This is a genomic window from Niastella yeongjuensis (assembly GCF_900110245.1).
In the GTDB taxonomy this organism is placed as follows: Bacteria; Bacteroidota; Bacteroidia; order Chitinophagales; family Chitinophagaceae; genus Niastella; species Niastella yeongjuensis.
Genome location: NZ_FOCZ01000002.1, coordinates 399,614 through 422,600, shown reverse-complemented (window position 1 = coordinate 422,600; position 22,987 = coordinate 399,614). Strand labels below are relative to the sequence as shown.

Annotated in this window: 17 protein-coding genes and 1 tRNA gene; 10 read left to right on the top strand and 8 right to left on the bottom strand. The window is 45.4% G+C overall.

Annotated features, from left to right (window positions below):
- Positions 1-29: 29 nt before the first annotated feature.
- A complete protein-coding gene (locus BMX95_RS06435; protein WP_081201151.1) occupies positions 30-332 on the bottom strand; it encodes an ArsR/SmtB family transcription factor in 303 nt (100 codons plus the stop codon).
- 259 nt (positions 333-591) lie between these two features.
- Here BMX95_RS06435 and BMX95_RS06430 point away from each other — a divergent pair, with 259 nt between their 5' ends.
- From BMX95_RS06430 to BMX95_RS06415, 4 genes are all read left to right on the top strand, one after another.
- Positions 592-5,895 (top strand): S8 family serine peptidase, encoded by a 5,304-nt coding sequence (locus BMX95_RS06430; protein ID WP_081201150.1) that lies wholly within the window; start codon positions 592-594, stop codon positions 5,893-5,895.
- A 256-nt stretch (positions 5,896-6,151) separates the two neighbouring features.
- A complete protein-coding gene (locus BMX95_RS06425; RefSeq protein ID WP_081201149.1) occupies positions 6,152-7,063 on the top strand; it encodes a DMT family transporter in 912 nt (303 codons plus the stop codon).
- A gap of 127 nt (positions 7,064-7,190) precedes the next feature.
- On the top strand, positions 7,191-9,671 hold the full coding sequence (locus BMX95_RS06420; RefSeq protein WP_081201148.1) for a TonB-dependent receptor: 2,481 nt from the start codon (positions 7,191-7,193) through the stop codon (positions 9,669-9,671).
- A 302-nt stretch (positions 9,672-9,973) separates the two neighbouring features.
- On the top strand, positions 9,974-11,131 hold the full coding sequence (locus tag BMX95_RS06415) for a PepSY-associated TM helix domain-containing protein (protein ID WP_081201147.1): 1,158 nt from the start codon (positions 9,974-9,976) through the stop codon (positions 11,129-11,131).
- Positions 11,132-11,209: 78 nt separating this feature from the next.
- Here BMX95_RS06415 and BMX95_RS06410 read toward each other — a convergent pair whose 3' ends face one another.
- The 4 genes from BMX95_RS06410 to BMX95_RS06395 form a co-directional block, all read right to left on the bottom strand.
- A complete protein-coding gene (locus BMX95_RS06410; RefSeq protein WP_081201146.1) occupies positions 11,210-12,283 on the bottom strand; it encodes a fatty acid desaturase family protein in 1,074 nt (357 codons plus the stop codon).
- Positions 12,284-12,443: 160 nt separating this feature from the next.
- Positions 12,444-12,680, bottom strand: coding sequence for a GIY-YIG nuclease family protein (locus BMX95_RS35805; protein ID WP_081201145.1), 237 nt, complete (start codon positions 12,678-12,680; stop codon positions 12,444-12,446).
- A gap of 191 nt (positions 12,681-12,871) precedes the next feature.
- Positions 12,872-12,958 (bottom strand) — tRNA-Ser (locus tag BMX95_RS06400).
- Positions 12,959-12,992: 34 nt separating this feature from the next.
- Positions 12,993-13,766, bottom strand: a complete 774-nt coding sequence (locus tag BMX95_RS06395; RefSeq protein ID WP_081201144.1) for a TatD family hydrolase — start codon at positions 13,764-13,766, stop codon at positions 12,993-12,995.
- Positions 13,767-13,851: 85 nt separating this feature from the next.
- On the opposite strand from BMX95_RS06395, the gene BMX95_RS06390 reads away from it, so the two are divergent.
- The gene (locus tag BMX95_RS06390) at positions 13,852-14,730 is read left to right on the top strand and encodes a hypothetical protein (protein WP_081201143.1); all 879 of its coding nucleotides are present in this window, start codon (positions 13,852-13,854) and stop codon (positions 14,728-14,730) included.
- A gap of 139 nt (positions 14,731-14,869) precedes the next feature.
- Here the strand turns inward: BMX95_RS06390 and BMX95_RS06385 are convergent, their stop codons facing one another.
- Positions 14,870-15,511 carry a polysaccharide deacetylase family protein gene (locus BMX95_RS06385; RefSeq protein WP_081201142.1) on the bottom strand — a complete coding sequence of 214 codons (642 nt, stop codon included), beginning with the start codon at positions 15,509-15,511 and terminating at the stop codon, positions 14,870-14,872.
- A 35-nt stretch (positions 15,512-15,546) separates the two neighbouring features.
- Positions 15,547-16,482, bottom strand: coding sequence for an ARPP-1 family domain-containing protein (locus tag BMX95_RS06380; RefSeq protein WP_081201141.1), 936 nt, complete (start codon positions 16,480-16,482; stop codon positions 15,547-15,549).
- 176 nt (positions 16,483-16,658) lie between these two features.
- Between BMX95_RS06380 and gltX the strand changes: the two genes are divergently transcribed.
- Both gltX and BMX95_RS06370 read left to right on the top strand, forming a co-directional pair.
- Positions 16,659-18,194, top strand: a complete 1,536-nt coding sequence (gltX, locus tag BMX95_RS06375; protein ID WP_081201140.1) for a glutamate--tRNA ligase — start codon at positions 16,659-16,661, stop codon at positions 18,192-18,194.
- 91 nt (positions 18,195-18,285) lie between these two features.
- Positions 18,286-18,645: a four helix bundle protein gene (locus BMX95_RS06370; protein ID WP_081201139.1), complete on the top strand. Its 360-nt coding sequence runs from the start codon at positions 18,286-18,288 to the stop codon at positions 18,643-18,645.
- A gap of 95 nt (positions 18,646-18,740) precedes the next feature.
- Here the strand turns inward: BMX95_RS06370 and BMX95_RS06365 are convergent, their stop codons facing one another.
- Entirely contained in the window at positions 18,741-19,160 is a 420-nt protein-coding gene (locus tag BMX95_RS06365; protein ID WP_081201138.1) for a cobalamin B12-binding domain-containing protein, read from the bottom strand.
- 266 nt (positions 19,161-19,426) lie between these two features.
- On the opposite strand from BMX95_RS06365, the gene BMX95_RS06360 reads away from it, so the two are divergent.
- From BMX95_RS06360 to fumC, 3 genes are all read left to right on the top strand, one after another.
- Positions 19,427-20,203 carry an enoyl-CoA hydratase/isomerase family protein gene (locus BMX95_RS06360; RefSeq protein ID WP_081201137.1) on the top strand — a complete coding sequence of 259 codons (777 nt, stop codon included), beginning with the start codon at positions 19,427-19,429 and terminating at the stop codon, positions 20,201-20,203.
- Positions 20,204-20,357: 154 nt separating this feature from the next.
- On the top strand, positions 20,358-21,371 hold the full coding sequence (locus BMX95_RS06355; RefSeq protein ID WP_081201136.1) for a LacI family DNA-binding transcriptional regulator: 1,014 nt from the start codon (positions 20,358-20,360) through the stop codon (positions 21,369-21,371).
- Between the two features lie 166 nt (positions 21,372-21,537).
- The gene (fumC, locus tag BMX95_RS06350) at positions 21,538-22,935 is read left to right on the top strand and encodes a class II fumarate hydratase (RefSeq protein ID WP_081201135.1); all 1,398 of its coding nucleotides are present in this window, start codon (positions 21,538-21,540) and stop codon (positions 22,933-22,935) included.
- Positions 22,936-22,987 lie beyond the last annotated feature (52 nt).

Here is a 22,987-nt window from a genome sequence, read left to right as displayed (position 1 = left end):
TTGAGTAAAACAGCCGCAAGCTGTAAACTTCAAGCCCCCAGGAAATTCCCCAACGCATCCAGTTTCTCATTCCAAAACCGATTGTATTGCGTTACCCATTCCGCCACCTCTTTTAACCGGTTAAAATCAACAGCACAAAAGCGCTCCCGCCCCTGTTGTTTAATCACAACCAGGCCACATTCCGTTAATATTTTTATGTGTTTTGAAATAGCCGGTCTGCTTATTTCAAAATTCTCAGCCACCCCGTTTAAGGTCAGTGATTTATTGGCCAGTAAGCCAATGATCTCCCGACGGGTGGGGTCGGCAATTGCCTGAAAAACATCACGCCGCATATAAATTGTTTAAATAACTACCCGGGTGTAAAATTATGTGTAACTGACCGGTTAACAAAGCGCGCCGGTACAGGAAACCATATAGGATAACCAGTTGAGATCCTTAACCTCGAAACGAGACATAACAATTTGATTAAAAGCCCCTTATCTAATTAGCAGCCCAATAATAAACACTTGATATTTCCGTTTATAATGTCTATCTTTTTGAGTCTGTTTATTCAATATCCTGAGAACCACTATCCTATCTAAATACCCTTGAATGAAATACCCTTTACTCGCAGCATTTTCGCTGCTCGTATCCATGAAAACGCTTGGACAGGAGATCATACGACCTGTTCAGCTAAAAAGCGGTCCCCTTACCTGGAACAAAAACCTTCGTAACGATCTACATCTTACCGATTCCTTAACCAGACATCACTTCAGGAACAGGTACTATGCGCTTATTCAGTTCAATAAACTTCCCAATGAAGAACAGCGGAAAAGCCTGGCGCAGGAAGGAGTTTTGTTATACACATACATTCCCGACAATACCTATTTAGCCGAAATAACCGACCGGATTACCCCCGGTCAGTTAAAAAAAGAAATAATCAGCGGCGTATTTACCCTGGAAGCAAAAACTAAAATTGCTCCTGTACTGCAAAAACAGTTGGGCGAGGCAATGCGTGATCCCGATAAACTGATAGCGGTAAATTTTTACGGAAACGTTGATAAGGCTACCGTCATTACCGAACTAAAGCAATCCGGTGCCCAGATCATTGAAACCAAAATACAACCGCCCCATGTAGTGTTTATTAGTGCTACCAATGAAGTGGTGCAAAAAATAGCAGCCCTGCCCTTTGTAGCGTATATAGGCAGCCAGCAAATGAAGCCGGTGGCGCTTAACTACAGAAACCGGCCGGCACATGGCGCTGGTGTTTTGGGCACCGTAGCAGGCCGTAACCTGCAGGGCTCGGGTGTATATATTGGCATTGGCGATGATGGCGATGGCGGCACTAACATTGACAATTCCGTGCATCTGATCAACAGAAACCAAACGCCAGCCACTTTTCATGGCACCCATACTATGGGTACACTTGCCTCCGCAGGTATTTTAAACCCAAAGGTAAAAGGCAGTGCCCCCAAATCGATGGTCATTGGTCAGTTCTACAGCGACATTCTGGTGAACTCACCCTATTATGTAGCCGACTATGGCATGGTTATCACCAATAACTCATACTACACTGCAGCAATAGGTTGTCCTGGTCAGGGCGATTATGATGTGTTGAGTAACTACGTAGACTGGCTCATGAATAGCAACCCCACCATATTGCACGTATTTGCAGCAGGCAATGATGGTGGTAATACCTGTAGCCCCTACGCGCCCTCTTTTGCCACAATAAAATCAGGTTTCCAAACCGGTAAGAACGTATTGACGGTAGGCGCCAATGATAACGCTAACTATGCCATTGCAAACTTTTCAAGCCGTGGCCCGGTTGATGATGGCCGGTTAAAACCGGAAGTGGTTGCAGGCGGAAACGGCATTACCTCCACCACTCCCAACAACACGTTGGGCGTTGACTGGGGTACCAGTATGGCTGCACCAACGGTAGCCGGCACCCTGGGACTGGCCTACGAACGTTATCGCCAGTTACACGCGGGAGCTAACCCTACTGCCGCATTGATAAAGGCAGTAGCCTGTAACGGTGCTGATGACCTGGGTAATCCCGGTCCTGACTTTACCTTTGGCTTTGGTAACCTGAATGGCGTTAACGCAGTAGAAGCACTCGAAAACAATACCTATTTCAATGGAGTAACCAATAATGGCGGCTCGCAAACTTTTACCATAACAGGCGTACCGGCCGGTACGGCACAGGTCAAAGTATTGTTGTACTGGAATGATCCGGCAGCCGCGCCCTATACTGCCACTACCCTGGTAAACAACCTCGATCTCACAGTTACTGCTCCGGGCGGCGCTGTTCACTTTCCATTAGTGCTCGATCCTTCAGTAGGCGGCATAAACAATGTGGCAGTAGAAGGCATAGATAACCTGAACAATATTGAACAGGTGGTTATCAACAACCCGCCGGCCGGCGATTTCACCGTAACCGTTGCCGGTACCAATGTGCCAATGGGACCACAGGATTATATAATTGCCTACCGGGTTATTGCCCCCGAAATAAAAGTCACTTATCCCTTTGGTGAAGAAACCTGGGTGCCCGGTGAAAATGAATACCTCCGCTGGAGCGCCTCAGACCCGGATGTAAATAAGTTCACCATTGAATACACCGATAATAACGGCGCTACCTGGACGACCCTCGACAACAACGTTCCTGCTACCAGCCGTATTTACAACTGGACCGTTCCCTCTACACCAACCACAGCAGCAAGGATCCGTGTGAACCGCAACGGGACCGCTTATACAGATGCAAGCGATTATACATTCACTATATTAGGGCAACCTGCTGTAACCATCACCAATGCCTGTACAGGGTATCTAAACCTGAGCTGGGGTGCCATACCCACTGCAACCAGTTATGATGTCATGATGTTGAAGGGGATGGAAATGAGCACGATTGCCAATACAACAAGCACCAGCTACTTATTAGGCGGGCTGAACAAAGACAGCGTTTACTGGCTGGCCGTACGCCCCTTACAGGGTTCAACACCAGGCCGGCCTTCACTGGGGCAATACATTGTACCTGCCGGCGGTGCCTGCGCTTCCCCAACTTTTGACAATGACCTTACTCCGGACCTGCTGATAGCACCAGTAACCGGTCGTATGTTTACCTCCTCACAATTAGGCGCCGTTGCACCGAAGGTTCGCATAAAGAATATAAGTTCAGCAGCGTCGTCAGGAACATTCAATATCAGCTACCAGATAAACGGCGGAACACCTGTAACAGAGAGCGCCACACAAACCATAGGGGCCAACGGTACCTATACGCATACATTCGCTGCGCCCTTCGATTTCTCCGTGGAAGGAACCTATACCATAAAGACCTGGGTTGATTACAGCAGCGATCCTTCGCACCTTAACGATACCCTGGTAACAGTAGTAAAGAACCTGAGAAATGACCCCATTGTGTTAAGTCCTTCTTATACGGAAGGGTTTGAAGGGGCTACCGAACAAAGTTATACAACCGGTGCGCTTGGTTTTACCGGTGTTGACCGTTGCGATTTCTTTGCCGGCAGCAGCAATGGCCGGGCCCGTCCCTTTATAAATTCTGGTTTTGCAAGAACCGGCAACCGCGCAATTACACTCGATCAGATCTATAACCTGGGCAGTATCCAGACCGATAGCCTCATCACTACCTTTAACCTGAGCAACTACACCGGTGGTGCCCAGGTATGGTTCACTTTCTATGTACAAAATCAGGGCATCGATTATTCATCGGTTGATAACAGAGTATGGATCCGGGGCAGTGAGCACAACGCCTGGATACCTGTTCTTAACCTCCCTTTCAGCTCAACAGATTTTGGCATTTACCGGGCTGCTACCCCCATTAATATAACCGAAACGCTGGCGAATGCCTTCCCGGCCCAATCGGTAAGCAGCAGCTTTCAGATCAAGTTTGGAGAACAGGGTTATACCTCCACCAATTCGGTGGTTGTTAATGAAAACCTGGATGATGGTTATACGTTTGACGATGTTACCCTCTTTATTACCACTGATGATGCCACTGTAAAGCAAATAGTAAACCCGGCAACAAACAATGTATGTGCCTTCAGCGCTGCAGAACCCATCATCATTCAGGTAAAGAACAACAGCAACGGAACACTCAACAATGTGCCCGTTTCGTACCAGGTTGATAATGGTGCAGTGATCACTGAAACCATTTCTTCCCTCACAGCAGGCCAGGTGTTAAATTATACTTTTGTACAAAAGGCCAACCTGTCGGCCTTTAAACCATACACCTTAAAAACGTATGTTAACTACGCTACCGACTCCTACCGCGACAACGACACGGTAACCACCAGTTTTTCAACCAAACCACTCATCACGAGCTATCCTTATCTCGAAGGTTTTGAAAGCAACAATGGCAACTGGTATACCGGTGGACAGAACAGCAGCTGGCAATGGGGCACACCGGCGGGATCTATCATAAACAAAGCAGCCAACGGAACAAAGGCATGGGTTACCAACTTAAACGGCAACTATAACAACACTGAATTATCGTACCTGTACTCGCCCTGCTTTGACCTGAGTGGATTAACAACACCCGTGCTTTCATTCAGCCACATCTTCCGTACAGAAGACGATTGTACCTGCGACCTGCACTGGGTTGATTACAGCCTCAATGGCGTAAGCTGGACCAGACTGGTCAATGCGGGCAGCGGTACCAACTGGTACGACTTTGCCGGATACCCATCCTGGCAAAAGTCTGACCCTGTTTGGCATGTATCCAGCGTCAATATTCCTACGCACGGCACCACCGTTCGTTTCAGGTTTGCCATGGGTTCTGATGACGGAATTACTTATGAAGGTGTAGGCATCGACGATGTGCACATTTTTGATAAAGCAACCATTTACAATGGCGCCAATATTACCAGCGGCTTAACACAAACAGTGAGTGGTACCGGCTGGACAAACTTCAATGCCGGCAGCAACCGGGTGGTATCTATAAACCCGCATGGGCAAAACCTGGGTAATACAGATGTGCGTGTGTACATCAACAACAGCGGTGTACGCAATGATGGACAACAATATTATCTCGACAGAAATATTGTTGTGCAACCCACCAACGTACCAACAGGTCCGGTAAGCGTACGTTATTATTTCCTGGAAACCGAAGCCCGCAACCTGATGGCCGCTACCGGTTGCAGCAGTTGCAGCACTATATCAGATGCCTACGCAGCCGGCGTTACCCAATACAGCAATGCCCAGGCAGAAGAAAATGGCAACCTGACTGATAATACAACCGGCACCTATACCTACATCACGCCATCGAATGTAGATATTATCCCATACGACAATGGGTATTATGCCGAATACCAGGTAAGCCACTTCTCTGAATTCTGGATTAACAGCGGCGGTACCGGTCAAAACACCCCATTGCCAATGGTACTGGGTATGTTCACTGCAACAAAAAATAACGCCACCGCTTTATTACAATGGACAACCCTGCAGGAAACCAATACCCGTGAGTTTGTTATTGAAAGAAGTTCCGATGGCATCCATTATGAAGCAATTGGCTCCGTACCTGCAAACGGCAATACCAGTTCAGTAACCAAATACCAGTTTACCGATAAACAAATGGCAACAGGTGTTAATTATTATCGCCTTAAAACAGTGGATATAGATGCGAAAGGTGCTTACTCATCTGTACGTACACTCAATAACTCCGATAATGATTTCACCATCAGCCTGCTGCCCAACCCGGCAACCAAAGGCATGGTGTACGTTAATACCTCAGTAAACTGTAACCGTATTGAAATACGCGATGCGATTGGCCGGCTTATAAAAACCGTGCATGTAAAAGGAACCAATATTCCGGTCGACATTCAACAGTTGCACAAAGGCATGTACTTTATTACCGTAGTAACAGATAGCGGTAAAAAAATAGAAAAGCTGTTTGTTGAATAAGACGAAATAGGATGTAAGAAATAGGAAATAGGAAGTACGAAATTCGTACTTCCTATTTTTTTGCTTCGGTCGCCGAAGCCTTGGCGTAGGAGACCTTCGGTCGCCGAAACTTTAGCGCAGGAGACGATCACCGTAGCCTTGGCGAAGGTGATTTACATCTTACGTTCTACCTCCTACTTCTTACCTCCTGCTCCCCACTCGCTCTTTTTACCATTTCACCAACTAGAGTTATTTTTGCCAACCAAAAATTCAAGCATTGAAGCAGACAGGGGAACCCGTAAACAACAACAGGAAATCGGCAGGCTGGTTATGGTTTTTAATAGGAATAGGATTTGCCATGTTATGGCCTTCTGCTGCCGTAGCCACCAAATTTGGCTTGCAGGTGGCACAACCATTTGTGATTTGTATAACCCGCTTTTTTATTGCCGGTTTATTAATGCTGCTCATTTCACATGGCATTTTACGCAAACGGCTTCCGCAAAAAAACGAATGGAAACAATTAGCCATCTATGGCCTGCTGAATATTTCGCTGTACCTGGGATTGTATGTACTGGCCATGCAACACGTATCGGCTGGTTTAGGGTCCCTGGCCATTGCCACCAATCCCGTGCTCATCAGCCTGATGGCTACCCTGATCTTCGGTCATCGCTTACGGCTGGTTACCATCGCCAGTCTCCTCTTATGTATGGGTGGCGTACTACTGGCTGCCTGGCCTTTGTTCAAACACAGCTTTGCCACACCCGGCGGCATTAGTTTGTTAATGCTTAGCATGATCATTTATTCAGCCGGTGTTATTTACTTCTCCAAACAAAAATGGGGCGATCTGCATATACTCACCATCAATGGCTGGCAAACCCTGTTGGGTGGATTGTTTCTGTTACCTGTAGCCATTGCCACGTATGATAAAACAAAAAATGTATGGGGTTTTAAAATGATGGCACCCGTGCTGTGGCTGGCCATCCCCGTATCCATCATTGGCGTTCAACTCTGGTTGTACCTGTTGAGAGACAATGCGGTAAAAGCTTCCTTCTGGTTATTCCTTTGCCCGGTGTTCGGGTTTATTATAGCCAGTGTTATGATGCAGGAACCCATTGGCCTGTTAACCATTATCGGAATGCTGTTGACGCTGGCCGGGTTATACCTCGTTCAGAAGAACAAATCCGAATAACTAACAGCTGTTTTGCTAAAGAGCTATTGCAGAAATCTTTCCTGATTGCGTAAATGGTGTTTCCTATTGCGTAAGCCGGGAACACCCTTTTGGGAGAACTTTGCGCAAATTCATTTGCGCAAACCACATGAAAGGAATTTACGCTTTAGCACTGTTACTACTGGCAACACTACATGGAATAGCTCAACAGGCCACTGTAAAAGGTATTGTGAAAAACGAAAAAGGCGACACCCTTACTTCCGCTTCTGTTTTCATTAAAGGAAAAAAAATAGGCACCGTTACCACTTCAACCGGACAATACGAATTAATAAATCTGAATCCCGGCTCCTATACGGTACAGGTTTCTTTAATTGGTTATGAACCTGCCATTAAAAAAGTAAGTCTTACTGCAGGAGAAAACCAAACCATAGACTTTACCCTGAAAGCCACTCAATATGAACTGCAACAGGTAGAGATCACCGGCCGCCGCGAAACCGGCTACAAGAACACTACTTCTTTCATCGGTTCCAAAACAGCTACACCCCTGAAAGACCTGCCCCAATCGGTAAGTTATGTTACCAAAGAAGTGATGCAGGACCAGGCGGCTGCCCGCGTAGGTGATGTAGTAAAGAATTTCAGCGGGGTAAACCAGTTTACCGCCAATAACGACATTGCCATCAGAGGCTTCCGGGTTTCTTCAAGCAATGCCACCATGCTGGTAAACGGCTTAAGAGCCAATTCTTCCTTCTGGAAACAACCACCGGCTAATTACCTGGAAAGAGTAGAAGTGATCAAAGGACCGGTATCAGCGCTTTTTGGGAACGCTTCTCCCGGGGGTACCATTAACCGGGTAACCAAAAAGCCCCTCGATCAAACCAGAAATTCCGTTTCCTTTATCACCGGCAGTTTCAATACATTCAGGGCACTGGCCGATGCAACCGGCCCCATGAACGATAGCAAAACGTTGTTGTACCGCATGAACATTGCCTATGAAAATGCCCAGTCGTTCCGCGACCTGCAGTTTGAAAAGAACATTGTACTGGCGCCCTCCATCAGCTTTTTACCAACAGATAAAACCCGGTTGAACTTTGACCTGGTGTACAATAAATCGAACAGCCGTATAGATCGTGGTCAGTCAGTATTCACCGACGATCTGTACTCAACGCCCATTTCCTTATCATTGAATGCGGTGAACGATCATTTGAATGAAGAACAATACAGCATCACCACTTCATTAACACACAACTTCACCAGCAACACCTCCTTCAACATAGCTTTTATCAGAACCAGCTATTCTGAAGACCTGTTTGAACACCGCAGCTCCAATACGTACGCAAGGGATATTTATGGTAAACAGGTGCCATTCCTGATCGAACGCCAGGTGTTCGACAGAAAGTCAAGGGCCTTCAACGATAACATCTCCACCTATTTCACCCACAAGATGAATACGGGCATCCTGGAACATAAGATTGTAATAGGTTATGACTATGCCCAGGACAAATTACCTATTGGCGCCGCACAGCTAACCGCGTCGGGCTATCTGAAAAAAGACGGTACAACAGCCGCGTACAGCTCAAAAGACTCGGCCAACTTTGTAACCTATAAATACAAAACCCAGATCAATGGCGTTGACACCACCTTAAACCTAATGAAGCCCAACGTACCCACATACGATCTGGCAAAGAATGAGCACAACATCGAAGATGTTTCCAAATACGTATATGCACCGGCCTCCAACGAATCTACCATTCCTCACTATAACTACCTGAATGGCGCTTACGTGCAGGACCAGATCACGCTCGGGAAATTACAGGTGTTATTGGGCTTGCGCTATGAGTGGTACACCGACAGAAAGAATTATACAAAGGCCGAGGAAAGCAAGGTTAACCAAACAGCATTATTGCCCCGTTTAGGTGTGGTATATGCAGTAACGCCCAACATCAACGCGTACGCCATGTATACCCAGGGTTACAACCCGCAACCTACATCAGCTTTCTCACCTACTTCCGGCGGACCATTCGATCCACTGGAAAGCAACATGGTGGAAGCCGGTTTTAAATCAGAATGGTTCAACAAACATTTATCAATAACTACCTCCATATACAGGATCGAGCAGTTAAATGCTTTATATCCTGCACCGGCGCCGGCGCCTGTTGACAGTATGATACAAATAGGAAAAGAAACCTCGAAAGGTTTTGAATTTGAAATGGTAGGGCAACTGACCGACAACTGGAATGTAGTGCTGAACTATGCTTATAACGAAGCAAAATTGACAGAAGCAGGTGGCGCCGATAAAGATTTTGTAAACCAGCAAAAACCCAATGCACCCAAAAACCAGGGCAACATCTGGACAAAATATTCTTTCAAAAGAGGCGGGTTGAAAGGATTTGGAATAGGCGCAGGCGCCAACTTCGTTTCAAAACGATATCTGTCACTGAACCAGGCCCAAACCATTCCGGGTTATGAATTATTGAACGCAGCCTTATATTATAAAATTGATAAATTCCAGATCCAGTTCAACCTGAACAATATCCTGGATAAAACGTATTGGGTTGGTGGTTACGATTATGTACGATTATTCCCCGGGGCACCCCGGAACTGGCTGGCAACCGTAGCTTATACGTTTTAAGGCCTAAATGTCGTTTGGTCAGCGACTTAATCGGTAATTTGAGACCTTTAGCCGTCAGGCACCTAAGTTCTTTACATGAGTGTACACAGTTAGTGCCCACTAAGGGTTTTACTTATCCCTTGCAGACAGTATCCGGATTTCTTTGCTGTTTAGCAATTTTGGTGGAACTTCTGGTTAAGTAAATATTAAGCCTTTATCTGGTTGTATATATGCCACGACAAATACAGCCAGATTAAGGCTCTGATTAGTGGAAGTCTCGTCACAACGGGACTTCTTTTTTTATTTTTATATAATATCTAGCAATGACGTTGAAACAGATTTTTGGCAAACTGCATTTATGGTTAGGACTGGCATCTGGGCTGGTGGTGTTGATTGTAGCAGGCACCGGCATACTGCTGGTGTTTGAAGATGAGCTGGACGAATGGGCCAACAAAGATTTTTACGTTGTTGACGTACCACAAAATGCACAACGGGTATCGTTAGACAGTATGTACCACGTTGCCAAAGCGTATGACTCTTCTATAAAGGTAACCCGTATGTACCTGGAGAGCAAGGCGCCTGAACAGTCAGTGATCTTCTATGCCAAAAAGAAAAAAACACATACCTGGCACATTGCCGTTAATCCGTATACCGGTAAAATAATCAGGGCAAGGGAATTTGATAAACGCTTTTTTGGGGTGGTACTGAACCTGCATCGTCATTTATGTATGGATGAAACAGGCAAAGTAATCACCCACGCCTCCTGTCTCATTTTTGTGCTCATGGTCATTACCGGCTTGATCTTATGGTGGCCCAAACGCTGGCATATACTGAAACAACGCACCCGCATTGCCTGGTCATCAAAATGGAAACGGCTGAACTGGGACCTGCATGCAGTAGGTGGTTTTTATGTACACCTGGTGTTGTTGTGTATTTCATTAACAGGGATGGTGTTTGCTTATCCCTGGTTCAGCAACTTCGTATACCAGTTAGCCGACGGCAAACCAGCACCTAAAAAAGAAGCCCCTTCCAATACCATTAAAGCGCCTATTAAAGCCGGCTTCTACGAATCGTTGTACGAGCAGGCAAATGCGAAGCTGCCCTACAAAGGACGCGTCACCATTCTGTTGCCCGAGAAAGACAGCCTGGCTATTACAGTTAATAAAATGAACCGGGAAGCAGCTGTAGATAATGTGATCGATGTACTTTATTTTGAAAAAGGCACCGGCCGCCTGCTCAAAGAATCCCTGTTTAAAAATTCATCAACAGGCAACAAGATCCGCCGCATGAACTTACCCATTCATACCGGCAAACTGTTTGGCTGGCCAACACAGATCCTGGTGCTGATTGCCGCCATGGTAGCATTCTCGCTGCCAATAACAGGTTTCTCAATTTGGATGGGAAGGAAAAAGAAGAAAGCAAAAGGGACCAGGAACCCGCTGCGTACAGTACCTACGAAGGAAGAAAGTGCGGTAGTTTAAAAGAAAAATATAATCATAATAAAAAGCCCCGATAGCTTTAGCTCATCGAGGCTTTTTATTTATTTGAATGTTGTAAGATCAGGGTTTTCTTCCTAACAATTTAATAAACCGGAAATGGGATTGCACTGCCCCATTGAACGAGGGTATACAATTGTATGGAATGTTAAATTCTTCACACTTACTTTTTACAATTTTACTCAGGGCAGGATAATGAATATGACTGATGCGGGGAAACAGATGGTGCTCTATCTGATAATTCAACCCACCGGCGAACCAGGAAACCAGTTTATTATTGGGTGAAAAGTTGGATGTGGTCTTCAACTGATGGATGGCCCATTCGTTTTCAATTTGTGTTGTTTCGTTCAAGGGAGCAAACGTAAATTCAGTTTCTTCCACCACATGCGCCAGTTGAAACACAATAGCCAGGGTAAAACCCAACCCAATGTGCAGACTTAAAAAAAACATCAGCCACTGCTGCCAGCCAATAAGAATAATCGGCAACGCAATGTAAAAAAACAGGTACAGCACTTTACTGATCCAGAAAACAATATGGTCCGATGTTTTCATTTTCTGCAATTCTGTATTATGTACTTTCTGCCTGAAATATTTTTCAAAATCCTGGAACAGGATCCAGATCATAGAACTGATGGCGTACAACAGCGGTGTGTATATATGCTGAATTCTGTGCATCGGTACCCATTGTTGCGAGCTGCACATTCTTATAAAAGGCGATTTAGCGATATCATCATCGATGCCGTCAACATTCGGGTACGTGTGGTGAATAATATTGTGTTTATGTCGCCAGATAAAACTGTTGCCGCCCAGGGCATTTAAAGTTAAACCCAGCATATCGTTTACCCAGCTTTTTGAGGAATAGCTGCCATGGTTGGCATCGTGCATAACGTTGAACCCTATACAGGCAGATAAAAAACCCAATACCAGGGCCATTGAAATAACTGCTGCTACTGGCAGGGTGAAAGAAATTAACAAAACATATAATGTAATGGCGACAGCAATCAGAATAATGGTTTTTGAATACAAACCCCAGGTACCGGTCTTCTTTAATTCTTTTTCCTTGAAGTATCTGTCTGTAGCCATTTTCAAAGACTGAAAGAAAACTGCGTTCTTATTATTGAAGATGACTTTTGACATATTGGGTATTTTAGGTGAGAACGGTTAAAAGTACCTTTTATTTCTGGTGTAGGTATGTCACTCCATTTTTATTTATTACCAGTAGTAGTTTTTTGTTGAGGGTTGCCGGTGCGGCGTTTTGGTAATGCCGTGATGGAGGGGGAAAGTTTAACAGAATGTTTTATAAAAATCGCTTTTGCATAAATGCTCTACCAGAACCAGACTTTAGATATTTTTCAAATGCAAAAGCCTTGTATTTGTCTTTGAAAGCACAATAGAAAATAAGCTGTACAGGTAAAAGAGGCTTTGTTACAGGTACATGTCCATTGGTGTGTCTTTGAAATCTTTCTTTTAGGTCTTGTGTACAACCTGTATAGGTGGAACCATCAAAGCAGCGAAGAATGTAAACATAGTACATAACAGATTATTTTGGTTTAAATCTGCTACTATGCCTTAAATGATGCGGCGGACTGCGCTCTAAGTTAGCCTACGTGCTAAATGCCTTTGCGATATGTATTAGCGGACCGCGTCCGCCGAAGCCCGCCAAAATTCAACGATCTAAAAAATCCAGGGTGAACCCGCCTACGCTAAAGCTTCGGCGGGCGAAGGCGGAGACTGAGGGATTCGAACCCTCGATACGGTTTCCCGTATACACACTTTCCAGGCGTGCTCCTTCAACCACTCGGACAAGTCTCCTTTTAAAAGGGCAGCAAAAATACAGTTTCAATCATTAGCCCCCGAATATTTTTTTCGCATTTTCTGAAGTAGCGGCTGCGGCGGCCGAAACCGGTATTTCTTTTACCTCGGCAATCTTTTCCACCACATATTTCAGGTAACTGCTTTCATTCCTTTTTCCCCTGAAAGGTACCGGCGTCAGGTATGGCGCATCGGTTTCCAGCACCAAATGGTCCAGGGAAACGGCTTTTACCACTTCACGTAAATGGGTATTTTTATAAGTTACCACACCCCCTATTCCCAGGTAAAAACCCAGGTCAATGATCTGTTGCGCCTCTTCCAGGGTACCTGTAAAGCAATGGAAAATGCCCCGCAGGCTGCCTTTCTGGTGCTCCTGAACGATGCGGATGCTATCGGCCATCGAATCGCGGGAATGGATCACAATCGGCAACTGGTACTGCAAAGCCCATTCAATTTGCTGATGAAAAACTTCGTGCTGGGCTTCTACAAAAGTTTTATCCCAGTAATAATCCAGTCCAATTTCGCCTACTGCTTTAAAAGGGCGTTTGCCCAGCCATTCACCTATCAGTGCTAATTCCTGTTTGTAATCATCTTTTACAGAACATGGATGCAGCCCCATCATGGCAAAACATTTACCGGGGAAATCAGCTTCCAGTTGCAGCATGGCATTGTGGGTCTCGCTATCAATAGCCGGAAGGTAAAAACGCTGAACGCCTTCATTTTCAGCCCGCTCAATAACTGCCTTAATATCCGTTGTAAACTCCTCACCGTATAAATGGGTGTGAGTATCAATTAATTGAAGATTCATATCGGCCGCAAAATTCCCAAAAAAATTTATGATTCTCTTAAACTATTTACATACACCTTCGTCATACAGCGCAATGGTTCATCATATGAAAACTTTACTGTCCACCCTGTGTCTTTTCGCAGTTTTGTTATCGGCTTGTAAAAAGCAGGATGATGAAAGTGGCACCAATGGGAAAGAAGCATTTGCATCGGCTGCCGCCGAGTCAGATGCAACCGCCGAAGAAGTATTCGATGATGTATTCAATAATGTGATGGGCGTCAGTCCCGAGGTTGGCATTGGTGGTACAGGCGTATTTGGCCGCATGGATGTGAGCTCCGGAAGACTGGAAGGGATTGATTCTACCCCCTGCTATACCTTGACAATCAAACAATTAACTACTGCAACCCGGTTCCCTTTACAAATAACCATCGACTTTGGCAACGGTTGTAATGCCCGCGATGGAAGAACCCGCAAGGGTAAGATCACCGTTGTTTATACCGGCAACTTATTTATTTCAGGCAATTCCGCCACCACTGTTTTCGATAATTATTATCTCGATAATATCAGAGTAGAAGGTACACATAAGCTTGCCAATACCGGAACATCCGATAAAAAAAGTTATACTACACAGGTCATCAATGCAAAGCTGAGTCAGTCTAACGGCGATAATATTCAATGGAATAGCAAAAAAACGGTAACCCAGGCCGAGGGTGGAGCTACGCCGCTTATTGGTGTTGATGATACATACAATGTAACCGGCCAGGCTTCCGGATCGGTGCAATTGAACGGAAAGTACTTTCAATGGTCAACCTCTATTACTACTCCTTTGCTAAAAAGATTTTCCTGCCGGTGGATCTCCAAAGGAACCCTTAGCTTGAACAAAGGAAATGACGCGGTGGCAGTGCTGGACTATGGTACAGGGAATTGCGATAATAAGGGTTCTTTCACGGTAAATGGCTCGATCCACGAAATTACTTTGCATTAATCAAAAAAGTTTATACCTTTAATTCAGTTTTCATAGGGTACGGATTAAAAACGGGCCAGGGTGTCTACCCAGGCCCAACTTTTTTTTAGGACATACTGTCGCAAAGTCCTGCTTTTCCCACTAAATTTTAGCTGGTTTTTTACAGACCTATAGCTTCAAAACGATATCCCTGTTCACTAAAGTATTGCAATGTTTTTGGGAGTGCTTCTTTCAATCGGGGGAAGGCTTTCTCACTATCGTGAAAAACGACTAGGGAACCAGGTTGTGCTCCTTTAATAACGTTTAAGAAGCAGGCCTCACCTGACAGGGTAACATCGAAGTCACCACTGAGAACGTCCCACATAATTATACTGAAGTTATTATTCACCGGGGAGTTACGGATACCCGTTAATAGCTTTACCTGAAATCGGGTGATCCTGCCGTATGGAGGTCGAAACAAATTGGAGTCTATATATTTTCCTGCAGCCAGAATGTTCTGGAGGTACAGTTCATCTGTAACCTTCCATCCATTCAAATGATTATTGGTATGGTTACCTGTACGATGCCCTTCCTCCAATATTCTACGATAAATTTCCGGATGGGCGGCAACGTTCTTACCAATGCAAAAAAAGGTGCCCTTTGCATTGTATTGCTTTAACTGATCAAGTACAAATGGAGTCACTTCCGGGTGGGGGCCATCGTCAAAGGTGAGATACAAAGTTTTCTCCTTAACGGGTATGTCCCAAACACAACTCGGATAAAGCTTCTTCAGCCACCAGGGTGTTTTTACAAAATACAACATGCTATTCCTGTCCTCTGCAACAAAAATAATTGAATTTACTGTGCGTAACCGGTAATGTGTACCACTTTCTCCTTGTACTTATACACCTTTCCATTTTTTTTAAGAAATACCTCCTGCGCAGGTTCACTGGTTAGTATTGGATGGAGATATTCTTTTACTTTATCATCTTTGATCACCGGCGTACTGCCAAAGGAGATCGCTTCTTCAATATAACCATGTAACAATGGCTGCATTTCACCATAAAATAAATTATTACCGGCGTATATATCGCAACCTATCACCTTATCGCCACTCATACATACAAAACCGGTTATGGAACTGTCGCCCCTGTTGAAATGCTCCTGAAAGAAACGCATGTAGGCATCCTGCTCTGGCGTATACTTTTTATCGTTACGTCGGGCCAGGTAAGCCAGTGAGGCCGATTTGGTGCCGCTTCGCTCCATCTGGGAAAATACTTCCTTCCAAACCAATACCTGGTTGTTTGTTTGCCCCAGCACCTTTCGCAGGGCAGGATCGGCATAGTTGTTATAAGCAAACTTTTTCTCTTTTTCACTCCACCGGCCCTCTTCCACACACATCACAGGAACGTACTGATCTTTGGGTGAAGGCGGCAGCACGGTGTCCTTGGCTACCATTCTGTCTTGCCGGCCACCCAAAATAATCTCGCCAGAGCTTATATAAACCGGTTTAGGGCCATTATTATTAATTCGTAACCAATGTACGTTCTCCGTTGCTGCGGTGCCCCGTTCGGTTACTACAGCCGTTCCACTGGCAATGGCCCGGCTCAAAGAAACCAAATCGGGCGCTTCCGGGCCAGCACCGCCCGGTCCCTTTGGCCTGATGGGAATGATCTTTAAATTTTTGTACGTCCAGGCGCTGTCATAATCCACAAACAGGGTTTGATAGGTTAATTGCGCCGGAACAATTTTATATATGAACAGGAAAAAGAGCAGTAGTAACTTTTTTACCATGCAATAAAGATACTGGGGGAAAGGCAATGAGCAATAGCCAACGGGCTGAAGGCAGAGGGCAGAGGGCAAAGAGCCTCGACGCGGCCCTCTTGTCAACTGGTCAACCTATCAACTTTTCAACTTGTTAACCTGTCAACCCGTCAACAAATCAACAGATCAACTTACCTTTGCGCCCTATGGCAAAAAAAGTAAGGGTACGATTCGCGCCCAGTCCAACTGGTGGCCTTCACTTAGGTGGGGTAAGAACGGTTTTATACAATTATCTGTTTGCCCGCCAGCATGGGGGCGATTTTGTGTTGCGTATTGAAGATACCGACCAAAGCCGCTACGTACCGGGCGCCGAAGAATATATTTACGAATGTTTAAAATGGTGCGGACTGCAACCTGATGAAAGTCCGCAGGTGGGTGGCCCTTTTGCCCCTTATCGCCAAAGCGAGCGTAAAAGCCTGTACAGACAATATGCTGAATTCTTAGTACAGGAAGGAAAAGCCTACTACGCATTCGACCGGCCCGAAGAACTGGATTCGATGCGCGAACGGTTTAAAACAGCCGAAAATCCTTCTCCCCAATACGACCATAAAGTACGGCAGGAAATGCGTAACTCCTGTGCGCTTACTTTCGAAGAAACTGAGCGGTTGATCGCTGATGGCGTTCCCCACGTGATCCGTATTCGCATGCCGGAAAATGAAACAGTGTCCTTTACCGATATGATCAGGGGTGAAGTAAGTTTTCATACCGGACTGGTAGATGATAAAGTATTATTAAAAGCCGATGGTATGCCTACCTATCACCTGGCGGTGGTAGTTGATGACTACCTCATGAAAATAACCCATGCCTTCAGAGGGGAAGAATGGTTGCCCAGTGCACCCGTTCATATTTTATTGTGGAAATACCTGGGCTGGGAAGCCGATATGCCCCAATGGGCACACCTGCCACTGATCTTAAAACCCGATGGCAATGGCAAACTGAGCAAACGCGATGGCGACAGACTGGGCTTTCCCGTTTTTGCCATGAACTGGACGGCAAAAAAAGAAGACGGCACTACTGAATTAACTAAAGGCTTTCGTGAACTGGGCTTTTTACCCGAAGCCTTCATCAATATGCTGGCCATGCTGGGCTGGAACGATGGTACCGACCAGGAATTGTTTACCCTCGATGAACTGGTTCAGAAATTCTCCATCGACCGCGTTCATAAAGGCGGTGCCAAATTCGACTTTGAAAAAGCGAAATGGTTCAACCATGAATGGATAAAGAAGGCAGATACTGCCAGCCTGAAAGCCGATGTACGCCGCATCCTTGCCGACCATGACATGTCGATCATCGATGATGAGCAACTGGGCAAAGTGATTACCCTGGTAAAAGAGCGTTGCGCCCTGATGACTGATTTTGTTGAGCAGGCGGGTTTCTTTTTTCAAACACCGCAGAAATGGGATGTTGATGCCATAAAACCCAAGTGGAACGAAGCCAAACAGGCTTTCTTTGGAGATGTTATCAATTACCTGCAACAACAAACCAACTGGAATGGCGCCGACCTGGAACATGGGTTTAAAGAACTGGCCGCCGCCAAACAAATAAAAGCCGGGGAAGTATTAATGCCACTGCGCATAATGCTGGTAGGGGGCAAATTTGGCCCGGGCGTTTTCGATATTGCAGCCATTATTGGGAAGGAAGAAACTATTGTTAGAGTAAAGAAAGTTCTGGAATTATTGTAACTTGTTTGGGTTATCAGCTGCAAGGCTAAAGCCAAAAGGTTAAAGCTGAAAGCAAACACAGCTACTGTTAATAATCATTAAACCTGCTTCAATGAGAAACTTTAGGGAACTAAAGATCTGGCAAAATGGTATTGAAATAGCCATTAAAACGTATCGTGTTACTGAAACGTTTCCAAATGAAGACAAATACGCTATTGTTCAACAGATGAATAAAGCGGGAGTATCAATTGCTTCTAATATTGCAGAAGGATGCAGCAGAAAAAGCCAAAAAGATTACTCCCGCTTCTTAGAAATTGCACTGGGCTCTACATATGAGTTAGAAACCCAGGTTACTATAGCAGAACAACTAAACAAGGGAAATCAACAATTACTGCAGGAGTTAAAAACAGTATTAATAGAAGAACAAAAAATGATTACTGGGTTTCAACAAGCCATCCTCAATTTCAAATAAATCCACTTAACTGGCTTTCAGCTTTTGCCTTTAACCTTTTGCCTTTAACCTTTTGCCTTTAACCTTTTGCCTTTAACCTAAAAAGCTACTCCCTTCTAAAAGCTCCTGTGCTTAACCACCCACTGACTTATATACGATGCTATCTCCGTAGTCGGCGTTCCGGGAGCAAATAACTTCCCCACTCCCAGGGCATTCAACTCGAGCATATCTTCTTCAGGAATAATTCCCCCGCCGGTAAGTAATACATCATCCATTCCCTTTTCTTTCATCAATGCTACTACTTTTGGGAAAACGGTCATGTGTGCGCCAGACAAAATACTGATGCCAATAGCATCCACGTCTTCCTGTAAGGCGGCATTCACTACCATTTCAGGCGTTTGCCGAAGGCCGGTATAAATCACTTCCATTCCGGCATCACGTAAGGCCGTGGCAATCACCTTGGCGCCCCGGTCGTGCCCATCGAGCCCCACTTTGGCTACCAGCACCCGTAACGGGCGATTAATTGTTTGAGTCATGCAAGCAACATTTAAGTGACCAAAAATACGTTAAAACGCTTCATTATTCGATAAATGCATTTCAGTAACCCTTTATCACATTACATCCGGTGTAGCTTTTAACCAATCGAAATTGTCTGCATTTTTGAAGAGTCAAATCGATAATACACAATCAACATATTAACAGGACAGGTTCTTATCAGACGGGCAGCCTTTTTCCAAGGGCTGCATTCTTCTTTTTCTTTAGATTTACAACTGATAGTAATCTATACATTAAAACCTGTAACATGTATTCTGCCATAACTACATCGATTGAGAATGCGCTCCTGCTCATTACCATCAACCGGCCCGATAAAATGAATGCACTGAATAAAACCGTGCTTGATGAATTGAATGCTGCCGTTGATGAAATTTATACCAATCCCGCTGTAAAGTCAGCCATTATCACAGGCGCCGGGGCCAAGGCATTTGTAGCCGGTGCCGATATCAGCGAATTTCAGGGTTTGAAACACCAGGAAGGAATAGCCCTTGCACAAAAAGGCCAGGACATTTTCAAGAAAATTGAAAATTCACCCAAACCTATTGTAGCTGCCGTAAATGGTTTTGCCCTTGGCGGTGGTTGCGAACTGGCCATGGCCTGTCATTTCCGGATAGCCGCAGACAATGCCAGGTTTGGTCAGCCCGAAGTAAACCTGGGTTTGATACCCGGTTATGGCGGTACCCAACGCTTAACACAACTGATCGGTAAAGGAAGGGCCATTGAATACATGATCACCGGTAATATGATAGATGCCAACACAGCCCTTCAATTCGGACTGGTAAATTATGTGGTACCACAGGAAGAACTGCTCAATAAAGCCAAATCAATTCTGGAACTGGTAAATACCAAAGCACCGCTGGCTGTTGGCCGTTGTATAAAAGCAGCCAATGCAGTTTTCGATCATACCAAAGATGGATTTTCAGAAGAAGTAAAACTCTTCGGCGAATGTTTTGCTACCGAAGATATGGTGGAGGGTACCAGCGCGTTTTTAGAAAAGAGGAAGCCTAATTTTACCGGAAAGTAATCGTCAATTAAGTATCTGTTCCAGGATGCAAGTTTCAGGTTGCAGGGCCTGTATTCCCTGAAACCTGTAACTTGTAACCTGGAACCTGTAACTCGCATTTCGCGCAAACGTTTGTCCTAACTTCTTCCCCTCACATTGTTTATCTTTCAGCAGCATGGAAAAGAAACTCCCTACCATAAAAGAGATTGCCCGCCGTTTGAATATTTCCGCCTCTACCGTGTCCCGTGCTCTCCACGATCACCCCAGTATTGGCCTGCGCACAAAAATGGCGGTAAAAAAACTGGCTGCTGAACTCAACTATGAACCCAATCAAACCGCTATCTTCTTCAAACAGCGAAAAACATTTACCATCGGACTGGTACTGCCCAACCTGCGGGAAGAATTCTTTTCCGCTGCCATCAACGGCATTGAAGATGTAGCACTCGATCATAATTACATTGTACTGATCGGCCAAAGCCACGACGACCTGGCCCGTGAACAAAAACTGGTGGAGACCATGAAAAACCACCGGGTAGATGGCATCCTCGCTTCCATCTCCAGCAGCACCACCCATATTGAGCATTTTGAGCAAATGAAGAATTACGATATTCCCGTGGTGTTCTTCGACCGGGTGCCCGATGCCAAAGACATCCATTCGGTGAGCTGTAACCTGTACGACAGTTCCGTGGAAGCCGTAGAATGGCTGATCAGGAACGGCCATAAACGAATAGGCTATCTGCAGGGCCCGCCTACCCTGAACATGAAGCACGAACGGCTCGATGGTTATATGGAAGCGCATAAGAAGCACAAATTGCCCGTAGACGAATCGCTGATCGTTAGTACCAATTTGTCGGTTGAAGGCACCAGGAGCGCTGTAGACGCTTTATTGCAGCTTAAAAAAAGACCTACCGCCATTCTTTCCTTCAACGACTATGTTACCCTCGACGCCATTCAGTACGCCCGGCAGAAAAAACTGGCTATCAATAAAGACATCTGTTTTGTAAGCTACGCCAATGTACCGGTTACGCAATATGTAGAATTTCCCCCGCTGGCCTCGGTTGAACAATTTCCCTACGACCAGGGCGTAAGCGCCACCGAGCTCTTATTCCGCCTGATAGACAAAAAAGTAGCGGGGCAGGAATCTCCATATGAAAATATTGTTTTGAAGAGTGAATTAATTATTCGCTAGTTGATTCGGTTACCTGTTACCAGTCGCCGGTTGCCGGGAAACCAAAATTTGAAAATTAATAATTAAGCACAGACAGCCTGAAATTTGAGCAGGAAACTGGGAACCGGTAACCGGAAACTGGTACCCGGTAAGCCGAAACCGTGTATTTTTGCGCAAATTTTACATTATGGAATTCCGGATAGAAAAAGATACCATGGGTGAAGTGCAGGTTCCTGCCGATGCCCTGTATGGTGCCCAAACGCAGCGCAGTATTGACAACTTCAAAATTGCACAGGATATCAATAAAATGCCCAAAGAGATCATCAAGGCATTTGCGTACCTGAAAAAAGCGGCCGCTATCACCAATTTCGAAGCAGGTGTTCTGCCCAAAGAAAAATGTGATGTTATTGGTCAGGTTTGTGACGAAATTCTCGAAGGAAAACTGGATGCCTATTTCCCGCTGGTTGTTTGGCAAACCGGCTCCGGCACCCAAAGCAACATGAACGTAAATGAAGTAGTTGCCTACCGCGGTCACGTTATCAAAGGCGGCCAACTGACCGATAAAGAAAAATTCCTCCATCCGAACGACGATGTAAATAAATCCCAGTCTTCGAACGACACCTTCCCTACTGCCATGCACATTGCGGCGTATAAAATACTGGTTGAAGTAACTATTCCCGGTATTGAAAAATTACGCAATACCCTGGCCGCAAAAAGCAAAGAATTCATGCATGTGGTAAAGATCGGCCGTACACACTTTATGGACGCTACGCCGCTTACCGTTGGACAGGAGTTCAGTGGTTATGTATCTCAACTCGATCATGGCTTACGCGCCATTAAAAACACCCTGGCGCACCTGAGCGAGCTGGCATTGGGAGGAACCGCTGTTGGTACCGGTATCAACACCCCGCCTGACTATTCTGAAAATGTTGCCAAACACATTGCTTCCTTAACCGGATTGCCATTTGTTACGGCTGAAAATAAATTCGAGGCCCTGGCTGCCCACGATGCTATTGTGGAAGCTCATGGCGCTTTGAAAACCGTTGCTGTCAGCCTTATGAAAATAGCCAACGACATTCGTATGCTGTCTTCAGGCCCCCGCAGCGGTATCGGCGAACTGTTCATCCCCGATAATGAACCCGGTTCTTCCATTATGCCCGGCAAAGTGAACCCCACCCAGTGCGAAGCATTGACCATGATCGCGGCACAGGTAATGGGTAACGATGTGACTATCGGTATCGGTGGCGCCAATGGCCATTTTGAACTGAACGTGTTCAAACCCGTAATGATCTTCAACTTCCTGCACAGCGCGCGCCTTATTGGTGATGGTTGTGTAAGCTTTAATGATAAATGTGCCATTGGTGTTGAACCTATCGAGGCCAATATTAAAAAGCACGTTGACAACTCCCTGATGCTGGTAACTTCTTTAAACACCAAGATCGGTTATTACAAAGCAGCAGAGATTGCTCAAAAGGCCCACAAAGAAGGTACTACCTTAAAAGAAATGGCCGTGAAACTGGGTTATGTTACCCCCGAGCAATTCGACGAATGGGTTGTTCCGAAAGATATGGTGGGGAAGATATAATAAAACAAAAATGCCGAAGTGAATCCACTCCGGCATTTTTATTTATAATGCT

Bases quoted from the DNA above. Each gene is read 5' to 3' on its own strand.
- BMX95_RS06410 (WP_081201146.1), bottom strand. From the start codon at position 12,283: ATGTCAAAAGTCATCTTCAATAATAAGAACGCAGTTTTCTTTCAGTCT.
- BMX95_RS06365 (WP_081201138.1), bottom strand. From the start codon at position 19,160: ATGACTCAAACAATTAATCGCCCGTTACGGGTGCTGGTAGCCAAAGTG.
- BMX95_RS06390 (WP_081201143.1), top strand. From the start codon at position 13,852: ATGAAAACTTTACTGTCCACCCTGTGTCTTTTCGCAGTTTTGTTATCG.
- BMX95_RS06355 (WP_081201136.1), top strand. From the start codon at position 20,358: ATGGAAAAGAAACTCCCTACCATAAAAGAGATTGCCCGCCGTTTGAAT.
- gltX (WP_081201140.1), top strand. From the start codon at position 16,659: ATGGCAAAAAAAGTAAGGGTACGATTCGCGCCCAGTCCAACTGGTGGC.
- BMX95_RS06415 (WP_081201147.1), top strand. From the start codon at position 9,974: ATGACGTTGAAACAGATTTTTGGCAAACTGCATTTATGGTTAGGACTG.
- BMX95_RS06430 (WP_081201150.1), top strand. From the start codon at position 592: ATGAAATACCCTTTACTCGCAGCATTTTCGCTGCTCGTATCCATGAAA.
- BMX95_RS06420 (WP_081201148.1), top strand. From the start codon at position 7,191: ATGAAAGGAATTTACGCTTTAGCACTGTTACTACTGGCAACACTACAT.
- BMX95_RS06395 (WP_081201144.1), bottom strand. From the start codon at position 13,766: ATGAATCTTCAATTAATTGATACTCACACCCATTTATACGGTGAGGAG.
- BMX95_RS06370 (WP_081201139.1), top strand. From the start codon at position 18,286: ATGAGAAACTTTAGGGAACTAAAGATCTGGCAAAATGGTATTGAAATA.
- BMX95_RS06380 (WP_081201141.1), bottom strand. From the start codon at position 16,482: ATGGTAAAAAAGTTACTACTGCTCTTTTTCCTGTTCATATATAAAATT.
- BMX95_RS06385 (WP_081201142.1), bottom strand. From the start codon at position 15,511: ATGTTGTATTTTGTAAAAACACCCTGGTGGCTGAAGAAGCTTTATCCG.
- BMX95_RS35805 (WP_081201145.1), bottom strand. From the start codon at position 12,680: ATGTACTATGTTTACATTCTTCGCTGCTTTGATGGTTCCACCTATACA.
- fumC (WP_081201135.1), top strand. From the start codon at position 21,538: ATGGAATTCCGGATAGAAAAAGATACCATGGGTGAAGTGCAGGTTCCT.
- BMX95_RS06360 (WP_081201137.1), top strand. From the start codon at position 19,427: ATGTATTCTGCCATAACTACATCGATTGAGAATGCGCTCCTGCTCATT.
- BMX95_RS06435 (WP_081201151.1), bottom strand. From the start codon at position 332: ATGCGGCGTGATGTTTTTCAGGCAATTGCCGACCCCACCCGTCGGGAG.